This is a genomic window from Caulobacter sp. HMWF025, assembly GCF_003060965.1.
Lineage (GTDB): Bacteria > Pseudomonadota > Alphaproteobacteria > Caulobacterales > Caulobacteraceae > Caulobacter.
The window spans coordinates 5,294-22,740 of sequence record NZ_QAII01000174.1 but is presented as its reverse complement, the minus strand read 5'-3'; the positions used below and the strand labels follow the sequence as shown (position 1 = coordinate 22,740).

Here is a 17,447-nt window from a genome sequence, read left to right as displayed (position 1 = left end):
GGTTCATGTCTTGCTCTCCCCGGAGCCGGCTACGTCGGGGTCTCCGCCCGCACCCATGAGCTCCATCAGGAACGACACCGCCTCCTCGGCGGCCGAGATGACGAGGCGATAGCGCACCGAGGCGCCGTCCTTGTCGGTCTCGACCAGGCCGGCCGCCTTCAGGGCAGCCAGATGGGTCGAGACCGTGGGCCAGGCCATGTCGAAGCGGGCGGCGATTTCGCCGGACGCCAGGGGGCCCTCGCGCAGCATGGCGATCATGCGGCGGCGGGCGGGATGCGACAGGGCTTTGAAGACCTCGTTCATGAGCCAACTTACTAATTAGTCTTTTGACTAAGTCAAGCGAAACACCTTCCGGGGCCGTTACGCTTGGCGGCTGCCCGCACCCCGGCCATAAGACCCTCGTGACCCATCCCCCCGATTCGAGCCCCGGCCTGGAGACTGCCCGCGAGGTTTTGCGCCGCACCTTCGGCCATGCCGATTTCCGGGGCCTTCAGGCGGGCGTGATCGGCGAGCTGCTGGCCGGGCGCAGCGCCATGGCCGTGCTGCCGACCGGCGGCGGCAAGAGCCTTTGCTACCAGATCCCGGCCCTGATCCGCCCGGGCCTCGGTCTGGTCGTCTCGCCGCTGATCGCCCTGATGGCCGACCAGGTGGCGGGCCTGCAGCAGGCCGGGGTCGCGGCCGAGCGGCTGGATTCGAACACCCTGCCCGACGAGCGGACAGCGATCTGGCGGCGCATCGAGGACGGCCGGCTCGACCTGCTCTACCTGTCGCCCGAAGGCCTGATGCAGCCGTCGATGCTGGACCGGCTGTCGCGGCTTAACCTGGCCCTGGTCGCCGTCGACGAGGCCCACTGCGTCAGCCAGTGGGGCCATGACTTCCGGCCCGAGTACCGCATGCTCGGGCGCATCGCCGAGGTGTTCCCGGACGTGCCGCGTCTGGCGGTGACCGCCACCGCCGACGCGCGGACCCGCGACGACATCCGCGCCGAGCTGCGCCTGCAGGGCGCGGCCGAATTTGTCGACAGCTTCGCCCGGCCCGAACTGGCGCTCAGTGCCGAGCGCAAGCGCGGCAAGGGCCACGATCGGGTCGTCGAGCTGGTGCTGGAGCGTCCCGGAAGGGCCGGGGTGGTCTATGCGGGCAGTCGCGACTCCACCGAAAAGCTGGCCGAGAAGCTGATCGCCGAGGGCGTACCGGCGCTGGCCTATCATGCCGGGCTCGACAAGGGCGTTCGGGCCCGCCGGCTGGAAGAGTTTCTCGAGGCCGATGCGGCGGTGATGGTGGCGACCATCGCCTTCGGCATGGGGGTCGACAAGCCCGACGTGCGCTTCGTCATCCACGCCGATCCGCCGGCCGCCATTGAGGCCTACTGGCAGGAGATCGGCCGGGCCGGGCGCGATGGCCAGCCGGCCGAGGGCATCACCCTCTATGGCTCGGCCGACATGGCCTGGGCCGGCAAGCGCATCGAGAGCCGCGAGGCCCCCGACGAGGTCCGCCAGGTCCAGTCCCGCAAGCTGCGGCAGTTCTACGCCATGCTGGAGGGCGTGACCTGCCGCGCCGCCGCCGTGCGCCGCTATTTCGGCGAGGAGGGCGTCGCCGTCTGCGGCGTCTGCGACATCTGTACCTCGCCGCCGAAGGGCATCGATGCCACCGAGGCGGCCCAGAAGGCGCTATCAGCGGCCCATCGCCTGGGCGGCCGGTTCGGGCGCGGGCGTCTGATCGACCACCTGCTGGGCAAGACCAAGGACGTCACCCCGCAGGAGGCCCAGATGTCGACCTTCGGCATCGGCCGCGAGTTCAGCCCCGTTACCTGGCGCGACCTGCTCGACACCCTGGTCTTCGAGGGTCTGCTGCGCGAGGATCCCAATGACGGCCGGCCGCTGGTCGGGCTGGGCGATGTCGAGGGCGTCAAGGCGGTCTATCGCGGCGAGCGGCGGGTCAGCCTGCGCCAGCAGGTCGAGGCCTCGGACACTGGCAGCCGCTCGGGCGCGCCGCGCAAGCGCCGCGAGGGCAAGGCCCTGACCGTACCGATGGGCGACCAGGGCCTGTTCGAGGCCCTGCGGGCCTGGCGCAAGGAGCAGGCCCAGGCCCAGCACGTGCCGCCCTATGTGATCTTCCACGACGCGACCCTGGCCGAGATCGCCGCCGCGCGTCCGGCCAGCCTGCCGGCGCTGGCGAGGGCCGGAGGCGTCGGCCAGGGCAAGCTCGACCGTTACGGCGAGGCAGTGCTCAAGGTCGTTCGGGATAACTGAGGTGACGGGTCGTTAGACTCGACACTTCACCCGCCATTTCCGGGATGACGGTCAACGGCAGAGGTCGAGCGCAAGGGCACCAGGCTTGAAGCGCTTCAGGCGGCCTGCAGGAACAGCACCCGGGCCGCGCCGTAGTCGCGGCTGTCGATCAGCGTAAAGCCCGGCGTCACCGGGGCCGGCTCGTCGCGGCCGCGTTCGAACATCACGATCGCTCCGGGGGCCAGCCAGCCGTGGGCCAGCAGCCCGGCCAGGGCCTTCTCGCCCAGACCCTTGCCGTACGGCGGGTCGAGGAAGGCGATGTTGAACGGCGCGCCGGCGCTGGAGGGGCGGGGCCCCAGGTCGGTCGCATCGCGGCGGTGCACCCGGCTGACCCCGAACAGGCCCATGGCCTCGATGTTTTCGCGGATCGCCCCGCGGGCCGGGTCGGCGGTTTCCACGAACAGGCAGAAGGCCGCGCCCCGCGACAGGGCTTCCAGACCGAGCGCGCCGGAGCCGGCAAAGACGTCCAGCACCCGCGCGCCGTGCAGTTCCGGGGCCCAGGCGGCGTGCTCCAGGATGTTGAATACGGCCTGACGGGCCCGGTCCGAGGTGGGGCGCGTGGCGTCACCGGGCGGGGCGATGATGGCCTTGCCGCGATACTGTCCCGAGACGATGCGCATCAGGTCGCGTCCTGCGGGGCGGCCCGGCGCTCGATCCGGCGGCCCGCAAGGGCCAGGCTCCCGACGATCGCGGCCATCAGGCCCCAACCCCAGGGGTGGACAAGGCTGAAGAAGGACAGGCCGCACATCAGGCCCGGCAGCAGCGCGACCCGCACCAGCACATAGGTGGCCAGCAGGGGACGGATCGGCTTGACCAGCTTGCCGATGAAGGCGGCATAGCCCCACAGCAGGCCCAGGCTGACCCCGATCAGCGCCACCAGCGTCACATAGACCGGAAAGGCCCGGCCGGCTTCCTGCTCCCAAAGCAGTTCGGTGCCCAGCGGCAGCAGGGCCACCAGGCCCAGGGTGATGAAGTTCAGGGCGTCGAGCATGCCGTTGGCCCGGGCGATCCGTTCAAACAGGCGCCGGTGGCTGACCCAGTAGATGCCGATCACCGCAAAGCTGATCGCATAGGCCGCCAGCTTGGGGCCCATCAGGAAAAACAGCTCCCCGACACTGGTCCAGTGCTCGGGCGGATGGATCTCGATCGCCAGCAGGGTGATGGCGATCGCAAACACCGCATCCGAGAACAGCACCAGTCTGTGCAGGTGGGCGTCGCCCTCTTTCGCATCGCTCATGATCGTCCCCTCGCGCCTCTGGGCGATGTGTGCCGCGCTCCGCCCCTGACGGCAAGCCGGACGCTTTACAAGCCGGCCGCCGCGCTCTCTTAGTCGCCGGGAACGGGAGATGCGGGCAGAGCGATGGCAGTCGTGGCTATCATGGAGGCGATGCGGGCTTCGCGATTTCTCGCAGACCTGACGACGCGCGATCGTGACGGGCGGATGCTGCTGCTGACCGTGCCGGTCGGGATCCTGGCGGCGATCGTTGCGGCCCTGCTGGGGGCGGTGGCCGCCTGCCTCGCCGTCCTGGTGCTGGTCAGCGGTCTGGACGGCGTGCCGACCGCGACGGCCCTGTTCGCCTCCTTCGACCAGCCGGCCATGGCCGAGACCAATGCCCGGGCCTCACTGTTCCTGCTGGCCGTGCTGGCCGGTGCCAACGGCGCGGCGGCCCTGGCCTTTGTGGCGGTGGCCGCCGGTCTGACCCACCGGCCCTGGCGGCGTTACATCATCGTCGAGCAGGGTTTCCGGACCCGGCTGCTGATCGCCGGACTGGTCGTGGTGGCCCTCGCCATGTCGGCCCTGATCCTGGCGACGGCCGCCTTCGGGGTCGCCCTGCCCCGGCCGCCGGTCCTGGATCTCGCCCCCACCGCTGTCGGGCGCGTGACCTATGCCGCCTTCGCGGTGCTGCTGCTGGTGATCGCGGCGGCGGCCGAGGAGATCGTCTTCCGGGGGTGGCTGCTGAAGCATACGGCGGCTTTCAGTCGCAATCCGCTGTGGCTGATGGGCATCAACGGCCTGCTGTTTGCGGCCATCCACCTCGACCCCAATCCCGACGCCTTCCTGCTGCGCATGGCCATGGGGGCAGGCCTGACCTGGATGACCCTGCGGACCGGCGGCATCGAGCTGGCGATCGGGGCCCATGCCGCCAACAACATCGTCATCCTTCTGCTGGTACGGCCGCTGACCCTGCAGGGCGACACCCCCCATGGGTTCCAGCCGGCTTCCCTGCTGAGTGTCCTGGTGATCGGGGTCGGCTATGCGGCCCTGGCCGAGGCCGTGGGGCGCTGGCCGGCCATGACCCGCTGGATCGACGGGCGCAGCGACCCGTCGCCCGTCTAGCCGTCCCGCCAGCGCAGGGGCGGGGCCTCGGCCTTCAGGGCCAGCAGGGCGGTCCGCAGCGTGTCCATGAAGGCCGGCCGGCTGCCCTCCCAGTGCAGGGCCTCGCCGACCAGTACCGCGCAGTTCAGCGGCACCGGCACCACCTCGCCCTTGGGCAGCACCCGACCGGCCCCCTGGATCCAGACCGGGATCACCGGGGCGTCGGGGAAGGCTTCGGCCAGCCGCGCCACGCCGCTTTTCAGCCGGCCCATCTCGTCGGTCTCGCCCTCGCCGCGCGTGCCCTCCGGAAAGACCAGGACGATGTCGCCGGCCGCCAGGGCCTCACGGGCCGGGGCCAGCACGTCCTCGCCGCTGCCGGCCTTGGCCCGGGCCACCGGCACGATGCCGATGACCCGGCGCGAGAACCAGCCGATCACCGGGTCGCGCAGGAAATAGTCGGCCGCCGCCGCCGGACGCAGGCGACGCAGGGCCTTCGACGGAAAGATCGCCAGCATCAGCAGGGTGTCGACATGGCTGGAATGGTTGGCGGCGATGATCGCCGGGCCCTTCAGGGGCAGCCGCTCGCGGTTGGCGACATCGGCCCCGGTCATGAACAGGGCCAGCGGCCGGAAGATCAGGATCAGCAGCAGGGACCGCAGAAAACTCATCTCAGAACCGGTCCAGCGCATAAAGCGCCATCAGGTGGAAATAGAGCGGGGCGGTGAAGGTCAGGCTGTCTGCGCGGTCCAGCACGCCGCCATGGCCGGGGATGGCGTGGCTGGTGTCCTTGACGCCGATGTCGCGCTTGACTGCGCTCATGGTCACGTCCCCGGCGAAACCGGCCACCGGCAGGACGACGGCCATAATCGCCAGCCCCAGTCCCGACAGTGGCGTGAACACCGGGCCGACGAACCAGATCAGCAGGCCGGCGCTGAGCCAGCCGCCGAGGAAGCCTTCCCAGGTCTTGTTCGGGCTGACCGTCGGCAGGATCTTGTGGCGGCCCAGCAGCTTGCCCCAGACATATTGCGCCACGTCGTTGAACTCGGTGGCCAGCAGCAGGAAGAACACCAGTCCGGCCGCCCCCGCCGGCAGGGCCTCGACCGTGGGCGTGCGCATCAGGAAGGCCGCGAAGCCCAGATTGTAGACGCAGGTGACCAGCCCCCAGTGGAAGGTCGCCGCCGTCGCCAGATAACCGCGCGTCTGGCCCAGCATGGCCATCAGGAACGGCATGCCCAGGAAAACCCACACCGGGATGAAGACCAGATAGAACATGTAGAGATCGGCGACGATGAAGCCGTAGGAGGCGATCAGCACCCCATAGGCCGCCAGGATCGCGAACCGGTCCTCGCGCCGGGTCGGGGCCAGCGACAGGAACTCGCGCAGGCCCAGGAACGAGATCAGGGCAAACATCGCCACGGTCGCCGGCCAGCCGGCCAGCAGGGCCCCGGCCAGCAGGGCGACCATCACCCACCAGCTGCTGATCCGCAGGCGCAGCTCGACATAGGACTTTTCGGGCTTCAGCAGCGGCAGCACGGCCGCAATGGCGGCGGCGAGGCCCAGCAGCACGACGACACCGGCCAGGCCCTGTAGCAGGACCGGCGGCTGATCGGCCAGAAAACGACTCACTTGGTCCAGGATCGTCATCCACGCCCCATTCGCGACACCTGGGGTATAGCCTAGTTGTCGCCTGCCGCGACACAGCCGGAGCCGCCATGACCGACACGCTGCAAAACCGCCGCCCGCTGAAGGTGCGCGCCGCCGTCTGGCCCCGGGCCCTGGCCGCGCGTCTGGCGGCGGCAAAGGTCAGCCCCGACACGATCTCGGCCGCCAGCGTGGCCTTCGCCGCTGTGGGTGGCGGTTTGCTGCTGCTGGCGGCGACGCCGGACCCCGTCTTGCGGGGCGTGTGCCTGATCGCAGCGGCGCTGTGCGTCCAGCTGCGGCTGGTCTGCAACCTGCTGGACGGGCTGGTGGCGGTCGAGCACGGCCGGGGCGGGCCCGCCGGCCCGATCTGGAACGAACTGCCCGATCGCCTCGCCGATGTGCTGCTCCTGGTCGGAGCCGGCTATGGCGCGCGGGCGCTGGGCCTGCCCGGGGCCGAGATCGCCGGCTGGATCGCCGCCATGCTGGCGGTGACCACGGCCTATGTGCGGGAGCTGGGCCGGGGTCTTGGCCAGCCCGCTGACTTTTCGGGCCCCATGGCCAAGCCGCAGCGCATGGCGGTGCTGACGGCGGCCTGCGTGATCTCGGCGTTCGAGCCGCTGTGGGGCGGCAGGGGGCAGGTGATGGTCGTGGCTCTGGCGGTGATCGCTGTCGGGGCGCTGGTCACGGTGGTCCGGCGCACGCACCGGCTGGCGGGGCGGCTGGGGGAAGATCCGAGTTCAAGGCGCACATAAACTTGTCATCCCGGAAGCCTCGCAGAGGCTATCCGGGACCCAGGAGCCGACGCAGCGCGGCGACCCCTGGGTCCCGGCTCTCCGCTGCGCTGCGGCCGGGATGACAAGAATTTTGGCCTATCGTGGCGTCTTGGGCCCCTTGTAAGGACGCGGCGCGCCGGGCTTGGCGTCGAACGCGGCCGGAGCCGAGCGGGCGGGTTTGGCACCGGCCGGCTTCGCGCCGGGCTTGCTGAACGATTTGGCCCCGCCGGAGCCGGCCGGCTTGCCGGCATAGGGCTTGCCCTTGGCCGGCTCCGCCGCGCCAGGCTCAAATCCACCGGCGCGGAGCGGCCTGGCCGAAGCCGGCTTCGCGTCCGACCTGTCGAAGGGCCTTGCCTCGCTGGAGCCGGGACGTTTGCCGGCAGACGGTTTGCTCCAGGCCTTTTCCGCCGAACGCCTCTCGAAGCCGCTGGCCGGGGCCGACTTGGCTCCTGCCCTGTCGCCCGTCTTGGCACCGGTCTTGGCACCCGCCTTGTCAAACGACCGGGCGCTGGCTACGCCGCCCGCCGCCCGGGCCCCGAACGACTTGGCGGCCGTCGACGACTTGGCCCCGCGCGGCGAAAGCGGATCGGGGCCGATCATCTTGCTCTCTATGCCCTTGGGCGCGCGCTTGATCGGCTTCACGCCGGCGATCACGACCTTCTTCTTCGGCTTGGCCCAGCCGGGCTTGTAGACCGGCTTGTCCTCACTGCGCTCGCCCTCGACCGGGGCCTTGGGCAGGGGGGCGGACTTGATGGCCCGGCGCTGCAGTTCGCCGCCCTTGGCGGTGCCCGGCGCATGCAGCGGATCGGCGATGCCGATAAACTGTGGCTTGTCGCCCTTGGGCATGTCCTCTTCGGCGACCAGGCCGGCCAGCAGTTCGCGGATCACCCGGGGACCGACCTCTTCCACTTGACCCGGCAGCAGCGTGGCCAGGGCGAACGGGCCGTAGGACAGGCGGATCAGGCGGTTGACCTTCAGGTCGAGGTGCTCGAGCACCCGGCGGATTTCGCGGTTCTTGCCTTCGGTCAGCGAGATGGTGATCCAGATATTCTTGCCGCCGACCTTGTCCTGGGCCTTGTCGAGCCTGGCTTCGATCGAGCCGTAGCGGACGCCCTCGATGGTAACGCCGTCCTTCAGGCGATCCAGCCGGGCCTGGTCGGTGTTGCCGAAGGCGCGCACGCGGTAGCGGCGGATCCAGCCGTTATTGGGCGCTTCCAGCTTGCGCGACAGCTCGCCGTCATTGGTCAGCAGCAGCAGGCCTTCGGAGTTCAGATCAAGACGACCGACCGAGATCAGGCGCGGCAGTTCGCGCGGCAGGGCCTGGAACACCGTCGGGCGCTCCTTGGGATCGTTGTGGGTGGTCATCAGGCCGGTGGGCTTATGATAGCGGAACACCCGGGTGGGTTCGCGCTCGGCCACCAGCTTGCCGTCAACGGTCAGGAAGTCGCCCGGGGCGATCTTGACCGCCGGGGTCGTCAGCACCTTGCCGTTGATGGCCACGCGGCCGGCCTCGATCAGGCGCTCGACCTCGCGGCGCGAGGCGACGCCCGCCCGCGCCAGGGCCTTGGCGACGCGTTCGCCCGTCGACGGATCGTCGAGGTCGCCGTCCAGGCCGGGATCGTATAGGGGGTCGTGGGGCGTGCTGGTCATTGTCGTTCCTTCAGGGGCCGGGCGCATCTCACGATGGGCTTTTGGGCAAATGCGCACCGATCCTCAGGACGATCAAGACCAGGCCATGATGCAGCTGGCCCTGGAGGCCGCCCGGGCGGCCGCCGAAGCGGGCGAAACCCCCGTCGGGGCCGTGATCTTCGACCCGGCGACGGGCGAGGTTCTGGGCACGGCCGGCAACGGCCCGATCGCCGCCCATGATCCGACGGCCCATGCCGAGATCGCTGTGATGCGGCAGGTCGCAGCCCGGCTGCAGAACTATCGGCTGACCGACCTGACCCTGGTGGTGACCCTGGAGCCCTGCGCCATGTGCGCCGGGGCGATCAGCCATGCCCGGATCGGTCGGGTGGTGTTCGGGGCCGAGGATGCCAAGGGCGGGGCGCTGGTCCACGGTCCCCGCTTCTTTGCCCAGCCCACCTGCCACTGGCGGCCCGAGGTGACCGGCAGCGTGCTGGCCCAGGAGAGCGCCGACCTGCTGCGGGGCTTCTTCCGCGCGCGGCGCGGAAAGACGTCCTAGTTCATCAGGGCGGAGCCGAGCAGAACCCGGGTGCCGGACTTGCCCAGCACATGGTCGGCGGACTTCTGCATTTCGCGCCCCAGATAGTCGACATCGGGCGGATCGCCCCGCCGCATGCCGGCGGCATAGGACATCAGAACCTGGGCAAAGGCGGCGCGCAGGCGGGGCGTCGACTGCTGGGCCCGCTCCATCAGCTTGGCGTCGTCGGTCTGGATGCCGGCCTCGACGGTCAGCACGCCGCGACGTCCGTCACGCCGCACGGCGACCGCTGTCAGGGGCTGCAGGGCGAAATAGGTGACCGGAGCCCCTTTCTCTTCCTTGCCCTTCGAATTGGCGAGGGCCTGGCCCGGCGCGATCAGGATCGCACAGGCCAGGAGGATCTTGAGCGGGTGCAGGGTGGGGCGCATGAGACGACTTTAACCGGCGCAGATTGACGTCCTCTTTACGCCTCCGCGCGACAAAGGGTCGTTAACCACGAATCGCACCCTCGCGAATCTTCGCGACGGGCGGATCAGGAGGCTGAACGTGGGGCGTTTTTCTCCGCAGACCCTGGATCTCGACGGCAAGGTGATCCTGATCACGGGCGGCACGGGGTCGTTCGGGCGCCGTTTCATCGAGACGGTCCTGACCCTGTCGAACCCGCGCAAGGTAATCGTCTATTCGCGCGACGAATTGAAGCAGAGCGACATGCAGATCGAGCTGCGCGAGCAGTTCGACGAGGCGACCTATGCCAAGATGCGCTTCTTCCTGGGCGATGTGCGCGATCGCGAACGCCTGACCCTGGCGCTGCGCGGGGTCGATATCGTGATCCATGCCGCCGCCCTGAAACAGGTGCCGGCCGCCGAGTACAATCCGTCCGAATGCATCCACACCAATGTGCTCGGGGCCGAGAACGTGGTCTGGGCCAGCCTGGCCAACGGCGTCAAACAGGTCGTCGCCCTGTCGACCGACAAGGCCTGCAACCCGATCAATCTCTACGGGGCCACCAAGCTGGCCTCGGACAAGACCTTCGTCGCCGCCAACAACCTGTCGGGTGACATCGGCACGCGCTTCGCCGTGGTCCGCTATGGGAACGTCGTCGGGTCGCGCGGCAGCGTGGTGCCGCTGTTCAAGCGACTCTTGGCCCATGGGGCGACCGAGCTGCCGATCACCGACGAGCGGATGACGCGGTTCTGGATCACCCTGAACGAGGGCGTGGACTTTGTGCTGTCGTCGCTGAACCTGATGCGCGGCGGCGAGATCTTCGTGCCGAAGATTCCGTCCATGACCATGCCTGATCTGGTCCGCGCCCTGTCGCCGACGGCGGGCATCAAGGTGGTCGGCATCCGGCCGGGCGAGAAACTGCACGAGATGATGATCAGTGCCGACGACGCCCGGGCCACCATCGAGCTCGAGGACCGCTATGTCATCGAGCCGACCTTTGTCGAATATCCCCGCAAGCGCTTCGGTGCCGACGACGGGGCCCGGCCGGTGGCCGAGGGCTTCTGCTACAGCAGCGACAGCAATGACGACTGGCTGTCGGCCGAGGGCCTGCTGACCATGCTGGCGGAGAAGGCGGACTGATGTCCGGGGCAGCCGCGCCCTTTCTGCCCTATGGCCGCCAGACCATCGAGGATGACGATGTGGCGGCCGTGGCGGCGGCCCTGCGGTCCGACTTCCTGACCACGGGTCCCACCGTCGAGGCCTTCGAGCGTGCTTTTGCGACGAGGGTGGGCGCTGCCCATGCCATCGCCGTCGCCAACGGCACCGCCACCCTGCACCTGGCCATGCTGGCCCTGGGGGTCGGGGAGGGCGACGTCTGCATCGCCCCAGCGATCACCTTCCTGGCGACGGCCAACTGTGCCCGCTATGTCGGGGCCGAGGTGGTGTTCGCCGATGTCGATCCCGACTCCGGCCTGATGACGCCCGACACCCTGGCCCAGGCCCTGCAGCGGGCCGGTGACCGACGGGTAAAAGCGGTACTGCCGGTCCATCTGCGCGGCGATGTCTGCGACCTGCCGGCGCTGCGCGCCATGGCCCATGCCGCCGGGGCGGTGCTGGTCGAGGACGCACCCCATGCGCTGGGCACGGTCGGCACCTTCGACGGCGTGGCCCATCCGGTCGGCGACGGGGCCTATTCGGCCTTTGCCAGCTTCTCGTTCCATCCGGTCAAGACCCTGGCCACCGGCGAGGGCGGCATGCTGACCACCAACGACGCGGGGCTGGCGGCGCGGGCCCGGTCGCTGCGGGGCCATGGCATGGTGCGCCCGGTCGGGGCCGATCCCTGGTGGTACGAGATGCCGGAGCTCGGCTTCAACTACCGTATCCCCGACGTGCTGTGCGCCCTGGGCCTGTCGCAACTGGCCAAGCTGGACCGGTTCGTGGCCCGCCGCCGGGCCCTGACCGCCCTCTATGCCGAACAACTGGCCGGCCTGGCACCGATCGTCCGGCTGGCGACCTCGCCGGCCTGGTCGGACCCCGCCCTGCACCTGCTGACCGTGCTGATTGATTTTCCGGCCACCGGCCTGTCGCGGCGGGCGGTGGTCGAGGGGCTGAAGGCGCGCGGGATCGGCAGCCAGGTGCACTACATCCCCGTTCAGCAGCAGCCCTACTATGCCGAACGGTACGGACCCCTGAGCCTGCCGGGCGCGCAGGCCTGGTACGACCGCTGCCTGACCCTGCCGCTCTATCCGGGCATGGCCGATGCGGATGTCGCGCGGGTGGTCGAGGCCCTGACCGAGGTTCTAGGCCAGTAAAAAGGCTCGGCCTCAGGCCGCCTGGCTGGTCTGCAGCAGGCCCTTGACCAGATCCATGATCGCCGGCGAGGCGGTCATGGCTTCGCGCGCTTCCGGCGTACGGGCCATCTTCAGGGCTTCCATCCGGGCGCGTTCGGCCACCGGGCCGGTCGGACCGGCCTCACCCGACGCCATGCGGGCCAGCAGGGTCAGCCGCTGGCCGACCGGGGCCGGGGCCCGCACCAGCATGGCCACGAGCCGGCTGTCGTCCTCGATCAGCGCCCCCAGCTGGCCCAGCTTGGCGCAGAGCGGTTCGTAGTCTTCGCGGACGAGGCCGGAGCGCGTCAGGCTGCGCTGAAGGCCGGCCAGGATCGTCATCTTGGCGACGGGGGATTCAGGCCCCTGGCGCAGTTCCTTCTCAAGGCGCAGCGAGGTGATGTTGGCGCTGACCCAGCGCGCCGCCTGACGCTTGTTGACCGCGCCCATGACGTTTTCCGCCAGCCGGATCAGCAGGCCGACTTCCTCGCGGGCCGAGTTGTCGCGACCCAGCAGGGCCTCGATGAACTCGCCGTTGAGCAGGGTCTTGGAGCGTGTCGTAAAGGCGGCCTGGATGTCTTCGGCCGGCAGGATCCGTCCGGCCGCGGCCGTCAGGCTCATGGCCAGGGCGCGCAGGAACTCGATCTCGGCCTCGGCGTCGGTCGGCTTCAGACGGCGGACACCGTTCAGCTCCTTGAGCACCCGGCGGGCGATCGAGGCGCGGACGATGGCAAAGTGGTCGCCGGACAGCCAGTCGCTGAGGCGGCGGGCCGTGCCGCTGAGTTCGGGCATGCAGGCGGCGACATTGGACTGGACGCGGATCAGGGCCTCGACCTGGGCCCCGCCGGTCAGGCGGGTCATGGCGGCCAGGGTCGAGCCCAGGTCATCGCTGGTGCCCAGCAGGTCGGCCATGCCGGCCCGCGATCCGATGATCTCGGCCAGCGGCTGTTCGATGGCCTGCATGGCCACCGCGCGGGCCACCGGATCGGTGGGGGCGGAATCGGCCAGGTCGAGCAGGCGGGCGATCTTGTCCGACCAGCTGACGCCGGGCGCGATCGAGGCGGCGACGCCGGCTCCCAGCAGGAAGGCGCGGTCCGGATCGGCGGCCAGGCGCGTGGCGGCCTTGGCGAACCCTTCCTTGTCGAGATCGGGCAGCTGGCCCTTCTTCAGGGCCTTGGTCAGGTTGGCGATCGTGCGGTCGACCAGGGACTGCAGGTTGCGGATCAGTTCGTGGACCGAGACCCCGCGGGCCTCGGCTTCGGGAATGGCGATCTTCTGCAGGGCGTGCTGCAGGTCGGTGCCGGAGGCCTCGAGCTTCTCGACCAGGTCCGGGCGGTGCAGCAGTTCGAACGGCGTGGCGCTGTGCCGGGCCAGCCAGCCCTCCAGCAGCCGACCGATCCGTTCGCGTGCATGGGAGGTGTAGAGGTCCGAAGGCTGGACGCAGAGCGGGTCCAGGTCCTGGACTTCCTTCTTGGGCTTGCCGCCGTCGACCATGCCCTTGGTAAAGATCGAAACCGACTTGTATTCGCGGGTTTCGGGGTCGAGGGTCTCCTTGGTCACGCGCACGGCGATCGCGCGACCGGAGGTCAGGACCTCTTCGGCGTTCTGCACGGCGGTCGTGCGGACTTCCGTGGCCATTTCCAGCGTCCAGGACGCCCCGACCTTGCGGCGCACGAACAGTTCGTAATGGACTTCGCTCATGGGCGATGGGCTCCCGAAGCCCCCGTTATGGAGTACAAGACCTTAAAGCGAGGTTGAGGGCCGACTCATCCGGCGCGACCGTTTCGGTCGCAATGGTGCCACGCTGGAGCCGCAATGCTTTTGGAAAGCTTTGCCGCACCGCGCGTTGAAGCGACGGCGGCCGGTCGATAGGATCGCGCCGAACGAAGGTGAAGGATCATACGGGCTCCATGGCCGCTATTACGCTCATCGACGACGACGAGAACATTGTCGCCTCCGTGTCCCTGGCCCTCGAGAGCCACGGCCATACGGTCAAGGCCTATTATGACGGCGTCTCCGGCCTGGAAGCCGTTGAGAGCCAGGCCCCGGATCTGGTGATCCTCGACGTCAAGATGCCCCGCATGGACGGCATGGAAGTGCTGCGCCGCCTGCGCCAGACGACCGAGATCCCGGTCATCATGCTGACCTCGAAGGACGACGAGATCGACGAGATCCTCGGCTTCAACCTCGGGGCCGACGACTACATGCACAAGCCGTTCAGCCAGCGTCTGCTGCTCGAGCGGGTCAAGGCCGTCCTGCGCCGCGCCCGGCCCGAGGAGGACGAGCCCGCCTCGGCCGCCGCCGGGGCCGCCGGCTCCAAGATGATGAAGCGTGGCAAGCTGACCCTGGATGCGGCCCGCCATGACAGCCTCTGGGAAGGCAAGCCGGTGCGCCTGACCGTCACCGAGTTCCTGCTGCTGCAGTCCCTGGCCCAGCGCCCCGGCTTCGTGAAGAGCCGCGACAACCTGATGGACGCCGCCTACGACGACCAGGTCTATGTCGACGACCGCACCATCGACAGCCACATCAAGCGGATGCGCAAGAAGTTCCGCCAGGTCGATCCCGAGTTCGATTCCATCGAGACCCTGTACGGCGTTGGCTACCGTTATCGCGAAGTCTGACGGCGAGGCCCCCGCGCGGCGCTGGTCCTGGCCGCGTGGCTCGCGGCTGGGCCGGCTGATCATCGGCCTGAATGTGCTGGCCCTGGCGATCCTGGTGATCGGGGCCCTGGTGCTCAACGAGCTGCGCAGCGGTCTCGTCAATGCCCGCATCGACAGCCTGACGACCCAGGGCGAGCTGATCGCCCGGGTCATTGACCAGGCCGCGACGGTGGGCGAACCGGAACCGGCGCTGAACCCCTACTATGCCAGCGACATCTTCCAGGCCCTGTTCATCCCGCGCTCGCAGCGAGCCCGGCTGTTCGACGCCGAAGGCAAGGTGCTGGCCGACAGCTTCGTGGTCGCCGACCGCGTGGAATGGAAGGTGCTGCCCCCGGCCCGCAAGCCAGGCGAGCAGGACGAGGGTCCGGGCGAGGATCCGGTCGCAAAAGCCAAGGCCGACCGGGCCCGCAAGGCGCTGGATGACGAGGTCTCCCAGGCCCTGCGCGGCACCATGGTGGCCGGAACCCGCCTGTCGGAAAACGGCGAGCGGGTAGTGTCGGTCTCGATCCCGATCCAGCACGTTCGGGCGGTGCTCGGGGTCCTGACCCTGGAAGCGGCCGATGTCGACGAGATCATCGCCGCCGAGCGCCGGGCCCTGCTGCCCTTCATCCTGGTGGCCATCACCGCCACCCTGATCTCCTCGATCCTGCTGCACCGGCTGATCGCCGAACCGGTCATGCGGCTGGCGCGGGCCGCCGACCGGGTTCGCCTGCAGGGTGCCCGGGCCATCTCGCTGCCCGACATCGCCCGCCGCAATGACGAGATCGGCGACCTGTCCCGCGCCCTCGAGGAGATGACCCATTCGCTGTCGGAACGGATGGACGGCATCGAGCGCTTCGCCGCCGACGTCGCCCACGAGATCAAGAACCCCCTGACCTCGATCCGCTCGGCCATCGAGACCCTCGACCTGGTCAGCGATCCCATCGCCCGGGCGCGGCTGCTGGCCATCCTGCAGAACGACGTCAATCGCCTCGACCGGCTTGTCACCGACATCTCCAACGCCTCGCGCCTGGATGCCGAGCTGTCGCGGGAAGCGCCCAAGGTGCTCGACCTGGTCCGGCTGCTGGCCGAGGTGGCCCATCTCTATGAGGCCCAGCTGCGGCCGGGCGAGGCCCCGGGCAGTGTCCGGGTGCGGGTCTTCAGCCCGGATGCCGCGACGCCGGCCCGGCTGATGGCCCGCGAGACGCCGATCGGCCAGGTGTTCCGCAACCTGATCGACAATGCCCGCTCGTTCAGCCCCGCCGAGGGTGAGGTGCGGGTGTCGCTGAACCGGGCCCGGGGCCGCCTGGTCATCACCGTCGACGATGACGGTCCGGGCATTCCGGCCGACAATCTCGAGACCATTTTCGAGCGGTTCTACACCTCGCGGCCCAAGGGCCGGGCCTTCGGCGGCAATTCGGGCCTCGGCCTGTCGATCGCCCGCCAGATCGTCGAGGCGCACGGGGGCGAGCTGAAGGCCGAGAATCGCACCGACACCAGCGGTCACGTCATCGGGGCCCGGTTCACGGTCGACCTGCCGGAAGCCCGCGAATGATCCGCCATGCCGGCCTCGTCGCCCTGCGGCTGGGCGGCAGCTGGTGTGGAGCCCTGGTGGAAGGACCGTCCGGCATCGGCAAGAGCGATCTGGCCCTGCGGGCGATCGCGGCCGGGTTCCGGCTGGTGGCCGATGACCGCACCGTGGTCTTCGCCTCCGGAGGCCGGCTTTACGGCAAGGCCCCCGAATCCCTGCGCGACAAACTGGAGGTCCGGGGCCTGGGAATCGTCACCGTGCCGGCCGTCGCCCAGTGCCGGATCGGCGTGGTCGTGCGTTGCGTCGACGCGTCCCAAGCGGTCGAGCGCATGCCGCAAACCCGCCTGGAACGCCTTGCGGGACTGGATGTTCCCGTTTTCGACCTGTGGCCGCTGGAACCCGCCGCACCGGCGAAAATCAGACACATGCTGCAGCATCTTGGAGTCGCTCTCTAACGAGCGTATCAAGTCGGCCCGCGCGGCTCCTCCCGGTCGCGCCGGGTTAGGGGATCCCGTTTGAGAAATCAGGCATGATCGGGCTCGTGATCGTAACGCACGGCCGCCTGGCGGAGGAGTTCGTCTCCGCTATGGAACATGTGGTCGGACCGCAGAGCGCCGTGAAGGCGATCTGTATCGGTCCCGAGGACGACATGGAGCGCCGTCGGTCGGACATCTTGAAGGCCTGTGCGGCCGTCGATGACGGCAGCGGGGTGATTCTGGTCACCGACATGTTCGGCGGCACGCCCAGCAACCTGGCCATCTCGGTCATGGAGCAGACGCGCGCCGAGGTGATCGCCGGCCTGAACCTGCCGATGCTGATCAAGCTGGCCAGTGTCCGGCAGCGTGAAGACCTGCAGTCCTGCGTCGCGCACGCCCAGGAGGCTGGACGGAAATATATCTCCGTGGCCTCCTACGTGCTCGCGGGAGAAAAATGAGTCGCATGGCGGCGAGAACGGTCGAGATCGTCAATGAGCGGGGGCTTCACGCCCGGGCCTCGGCCAAGTTCGTCAAGATGGCCGCCGGCTTCGACGCCGAGGTCACCGTCAGCCGCGACGGCACCAGCGTGGATGCCCGCTCGATCATGGGCCTGATGATGCTGGCCGCCGGCATCGGCTCCACCATCGACATCGCCGCCGAAGGCCCCGAAGCCGACGCCGCCCTCGAAGCCCTGACCGAACTGGTCGCCAACCGGTTCGACGAAGAGCGATAGGGGCGGGCTTTTCCCGGCCGACGCCGCAGGGCCTCTCCTGACCGGCTGACGATCTCCTCTTCCTCCTCCGGGAGAAGACGGCTGCGCAGCAGCCCGTAGGGGCCAAGCTTCTCA

18 protein-coding genes and 2 pseudogenes are annotated in these 17,447 nt (G+C 69.3%); 11 read left to right on the top strand and 9 right to left on the bottom strand.

The features are described from left to right. Positions 1-3: 3 nt before the first annotated feature. Entirely contained in the window at positions 4-303 is a 300-nt protein-coding gene (locus tag DBR10_RS18210) for a metalloregulator ArsR/SmtB family transcription factor (protein ID WP_108556560.1), read from the bottom strand. A 98-nt stretch (positions 304-401) separates the two neighbouring features. Between DBR10_RS18210 and recQ the strand changes: the two genes are divergently transcribed. Further along, entirely contained in the window at positions 402-2,249 is a 1,848-nt protein-coding gene (gene recQ, locus DBR10_RS18205; protein ID WP_108503769.1) for a DNA helicase RecQ, read from the top strand. A 95-nt stretch (positions 2,250-2,344) separates the two neighbouring features. Here the strand turns inward: recQ and rsmD are convergent, their stop codons facing one another. Continuing rightward, positions 2,345-2,908 carry a 16S rRNA (guanine(966)-N(2))-methyltransferase RsmD gene (gene rsmD, locus DBR10_RS18200; protein ID WP_108503770.1) on the bottom strand — a complete coding sequence of 188 codons (564 nt, stop codon included), beginning with the start codon at positions 2,906-2,908 and terminating at the stop codon, positions 2,345-2,347. Then, the gene (locus tag DBR10_RS18195) at positions 2,908-3,525 is read right to left on the bottom strand and encodes a TMEM175 family protein (RefSeq protein WP_108503771.1); all 618 of its coding nucleotides are present in this window, start codon (positions 3,523-3,525) and stop codon (positions 2,908-2,910) included. The genes rsmD and DBR10_RS18195 overlap by 1 nt, the downstream gene beginning before the upstream one ends. A gap of 123 nt (positions 3,526-3,648) precedes the next feature. Here DBR10_RS18195 and DBR10_RS18190 point away from each other — a divergent pair, with 123 nt between their 5' ends. Next, the gene (locus DBR10_RS18190; protein WP_108503772.1) at positions 3,649-4,626 is read left to right on the top strand and encodes a CPBP family intramembrane glutamic endopeptidase; all 978 of its coding nucleotides are present in this window, start codon (positions 3,649-3,651) and stop codon (positions 4,624-4,626) included. Here DBR10_RS18190 and DBR10_RS18185 read toward each other — a convergent pair. Together DBR10_RS18185 and DBR10_RS18180 are read right to left on the bottom strand one after the other, a co-directional pair. Continuing rightward, positions 4,623-5,273: a lysophospholipid acyltransferase family protein gene (locus tag DBR10_RS18185; protein WP_158272174.1), complete on the bottom strand. Its 651-nt coding sequence runs from the start codon at positions 5,271-5,273 to the stop codon at positions 4,623-4,625. The two genes, DBR10_RS18190 and DBR10_RS18185, sit on opposite strands and share 4 nt — an antisense overlap. Before the next feature lies 1 nt (position 5,274). Continuing rightward, the gene (locus DBR10_RS18180; protein ID WP_199223449.1) at positions 5,275-6,231 is read right to left on the bottom strand and encodes a phosphatidate cytidylyltransferase; all 957 of its coding nucleotides are present in this window, start codon (positions 6,229-6,231) and stop codon (positions 5,275-5,277) included. A gap of 86 nt (positions 6,232-6,317) precedes the next feature. On the opposite strand from DBR10_RS18180, the gene DBR10_RS18175 reads away from it, so the two are divergent. Next, on the top strand, positions 6,318-6,998 hold the full coding sequence (locus tag DBR10_RS18175; protein WP_108503775.1) for a CDP-alcohol phosphatidyltransferase family protein: 681 nt from the start codon (positions 6,318-6,320) through the stop codon (positions 6,996-6,998). Between the two features lie 31 nt (positions 6,999-7,029). Here DBR10_RS18175 and DBR10_RS20345 read toward each other — a convergent pair. Next, positions 7,030-7,119: pseudogene (locus DBR10_RS20345) on the bottom strand (hypothetical protein); the annotation flags it as partial. 560 nt (positions 7,120-7,679) lie between these two features. Continuing rightward, positions 7,680-8,669: pseudogene (locus DBR10_RS20340) on the bottom strand (pseudouridine synthase); the annotation flags it as partial. A 49-nt stretch (positions 8,670-8,718) separates the two neighbouring features. Here DBR10_RS20340 and tadA point away from each other — a divergent pair. Continuing rightward, positions 8,719-9,204, top strand: coding sequence for a tRNA adenosine(34) deaminase TadA (tadA, locus tag DBR10_RS18165; protein ID WP_108503776.1), 486 nt, complete (start codon positions 8,719-8,721; stop codon positions 9,202-9,204). Here tadA and DBR10_RS18160 read toward each other — a convergent pair. Continuing rightward, the gene (locus DBR10_RS18160) at positions 9,201-9,611 is read right to left on the bottom strand and encodes a hypothetical protein (RefSeq protein WP_108503777.1); all 411 of its coding nucleotides are present in this window, start codon (positions 9,609-9,611) and stop codon (positions 9,201-9,203) included. The genes tadA and DBR10_RS18160 overlap by 4 nt on opposite strands. A 118-nt stretch (positions 9,612-9,729) precedes the next feature. Between DBR10_RS18160 and pseB the strand changes: the two genes are divergently transcribed. Then, a complete protein-coding gene (gene pseB, locus DBR10_RS18155) occupies positions 9,730-10,767 on the top strand; it encodes a UDP-N-acetylglucosamine 4,6-dehydratase (inverting) (RefSeq protein ID WP_108489621.1) in 1,038 nt (345 codons plus the stop codon). Continuing rightward, a complete protein-coding gene (gene pseC, locus DBR10_RS18150; RefSeq protein ID WP_108503778.1) occupies positions 10,767-11,939 on the top strand; it encodes a UDP-4-amino-4,6-dideoxy-N-acetyl-beta-L-altrosamine transaminase in 1,173 nt (390 codons plus the stop codon). Before pseB ends, pseC begins: the two co-directional genes overlap by 1 nt. Positions 11,940-11,951: 12 nt before the next feature. Here pseC and DBR10_RS18145 read toward each other — a convergent pair whose 3' ends face one another. Beyond that, positions 11,952-13,655, bottom strand: a complete 1,704-nt coding sequence (locus DBR10_RS18145) for a hypothetical protein (RefSeq protein ID WP_108503779.1) — start codon at positions 13,653-13,655, stop codon at positions 11,952-11,954. 209 nt (positions 13,656-13,864) lie between these two features. Here DBR10_RS18145 and DBR10_RS18140 point away from each other — a divergent pair, with 209 nt between their 5' ends. From DBR10_RS18140 to DBR10_RS18120, 5 genes are all read left to right on the top strand, one after another. Beyond that, a complete protein-coding gene (locus DBR10_RS18140; protein ID WP_108503780.1) occupies positions 13,865-14,575 on the top strand; it encodes a response regulator transcription factor in 711 nt (236 codons plus the stop codon). After that, on the top strand, positions 14,550-16,148 hold the full coding sequence (locus DBR10_RS18135) for an ATP-binding protein (RefSeq protein ID WP_108503781.1): 1,599 nt from the start codon (positions 14,550-14,552) through the stop codon (positions 16,146-16,148). The genes DBR10_RS18140 and DBR10_RS18135 overlap by 26 nt, the downstream gene beginning before the upstream one ends. After that, positions 16,145-16,579 carry an HPr kinase/phosphorylase gene (locus tag DBR10_RS18130; protein WP_108503782.1) on the top strand — a complete coding sequence of 145 codons (435 nt, stop codon included), beginning with the start codon at positions 16,145-16,147 and terminating at the stop codon, positions 16,577-16,579. Before DBR10_RS18135 ends, DBR10_RS18130 begins: the two co-directional genes overlap by 4 nt. Positions 16,580-16,653: 74 nt before the next feature. Continuing rightward, the gene (locus DBR10_RS18125; protein WP_108503783.1) at positions 16,654-17,058 is read left to right on the top strand and encodes a PTS sugar transporter subunit IIA; all 405 of its coding nucleotides are present in this window, start codon (positions 16,654-16,656) and stop codon (positions 17,056-17,058) included. Next, complete coding sequence (locus DBR10_RS18120; RefSeq protein WP_108503784.1) at positions 17,055-17,333, top strand: HPr family phosphocarrier protein; 279 nt, start codon at positions 17,055-17,057, stop codon at positions 17,331-17,333. Before DBR10_RS18125 ends, DBR10_RS18120 begins: the two co-directional genes overlap by 4 nt. Positions 17,334-17,447 lie beyond the last annotated feature (114 nt).

Coding starts and splice junctions, on each gene's coding strand:
- DBR10_RS18140 (WP_108503780.1), top strand. CDS start 13,865: ATGGCCGCTATTACGCTCATCGACGACGACGAGAACATTGTCGCCTCC.
- DBR10_RS18195 (WP_108503771.1), bottom strand. CDS start 3,525: ATGAGCGATGCGAAAGAGGGCGACGCCCACCTGCACAGACTGGTGCTG.
- DBR10_RS18120 (WP_108503784.1), top strand. CDS start 17,055: ATGAGTCGCATGGCGGCGAGAACGGTCGAGATCGTCAATGAGCGGGGG.
- pseC (WP_108503778.1), top strand. CDS start 10,767: ATGTCCGGGGCAGCCGCGCCCTTTCTGCCCTATGGCCGCCAGACCATC.
- DBR10_RS18210 (WP_108556560.1), bottom strand. CDS start 303: ATGAACGAGGTCTTCAAAGCCCTGTCGCATCCCGCCCGCCGCCGCATG.
- DBR10_RS18175 (WP_108503775.1), top strand. CDS start 6,318: ATGACCGACACGCTGCAAAACCGCCGCCCGCTGAAGGTGCGCGCCGCC.
- DBR10_RS18130 (WP_108503782.1), top strand. CDS start 16,145: ATGATCCGCCATGCCGGCCTCGTCGCCCTGCGGCTGGGCGGCAGCTGG.
- tadA (WP_108503776.1), top strand. CDS start 8,719: ATGCGCACCGATCCTCAGGACGATCAAGACCAGGCCATGATGCAGCTG.
- DBR10_RS18160 (WP_108503777.1), bottom strand. CDS start 9,611: ATGCGCCCCACCCTGCACCCGCTCAAGATCCTCCTGGCCTGTGCGATC.
- DBR10_RS18190 (WP_108503772.1), top strand. CDS start 3,649: ATGGCAGTCGTGGCTATCATGGAGGCGATGCGGGCTTCGCGATTTCTC.
- DBR10_RS18185 (WP_158272174.1), bottom strand. CDS start 5,273: ATGAGTTTTCTGCGGTCCCTGCTGCTGATCCTGATCTTCCGGCCGCTG.
- DBR10_RS18145 (WP_108503779.1), bottom strand. CDS start 13,655: ATGAGCGAAGTCCATTACGAACTGTTCGTGCGCCGCAAGGTCGGGGCG.
- DBR10_RS18125 (WP_108503783.1), top strand. CDS start 16,654: ATGATCGGGCTCGTGATCGTAACGCACGGCCGCCTGGCGGAGGAGTTC.
- rsmD (WP_108503770.1), bottom strand. CDS start 2,908: ATGCGCATCGTCTCGGGACAGTATCGCGGCAAGGCCATCATCGCCCCG.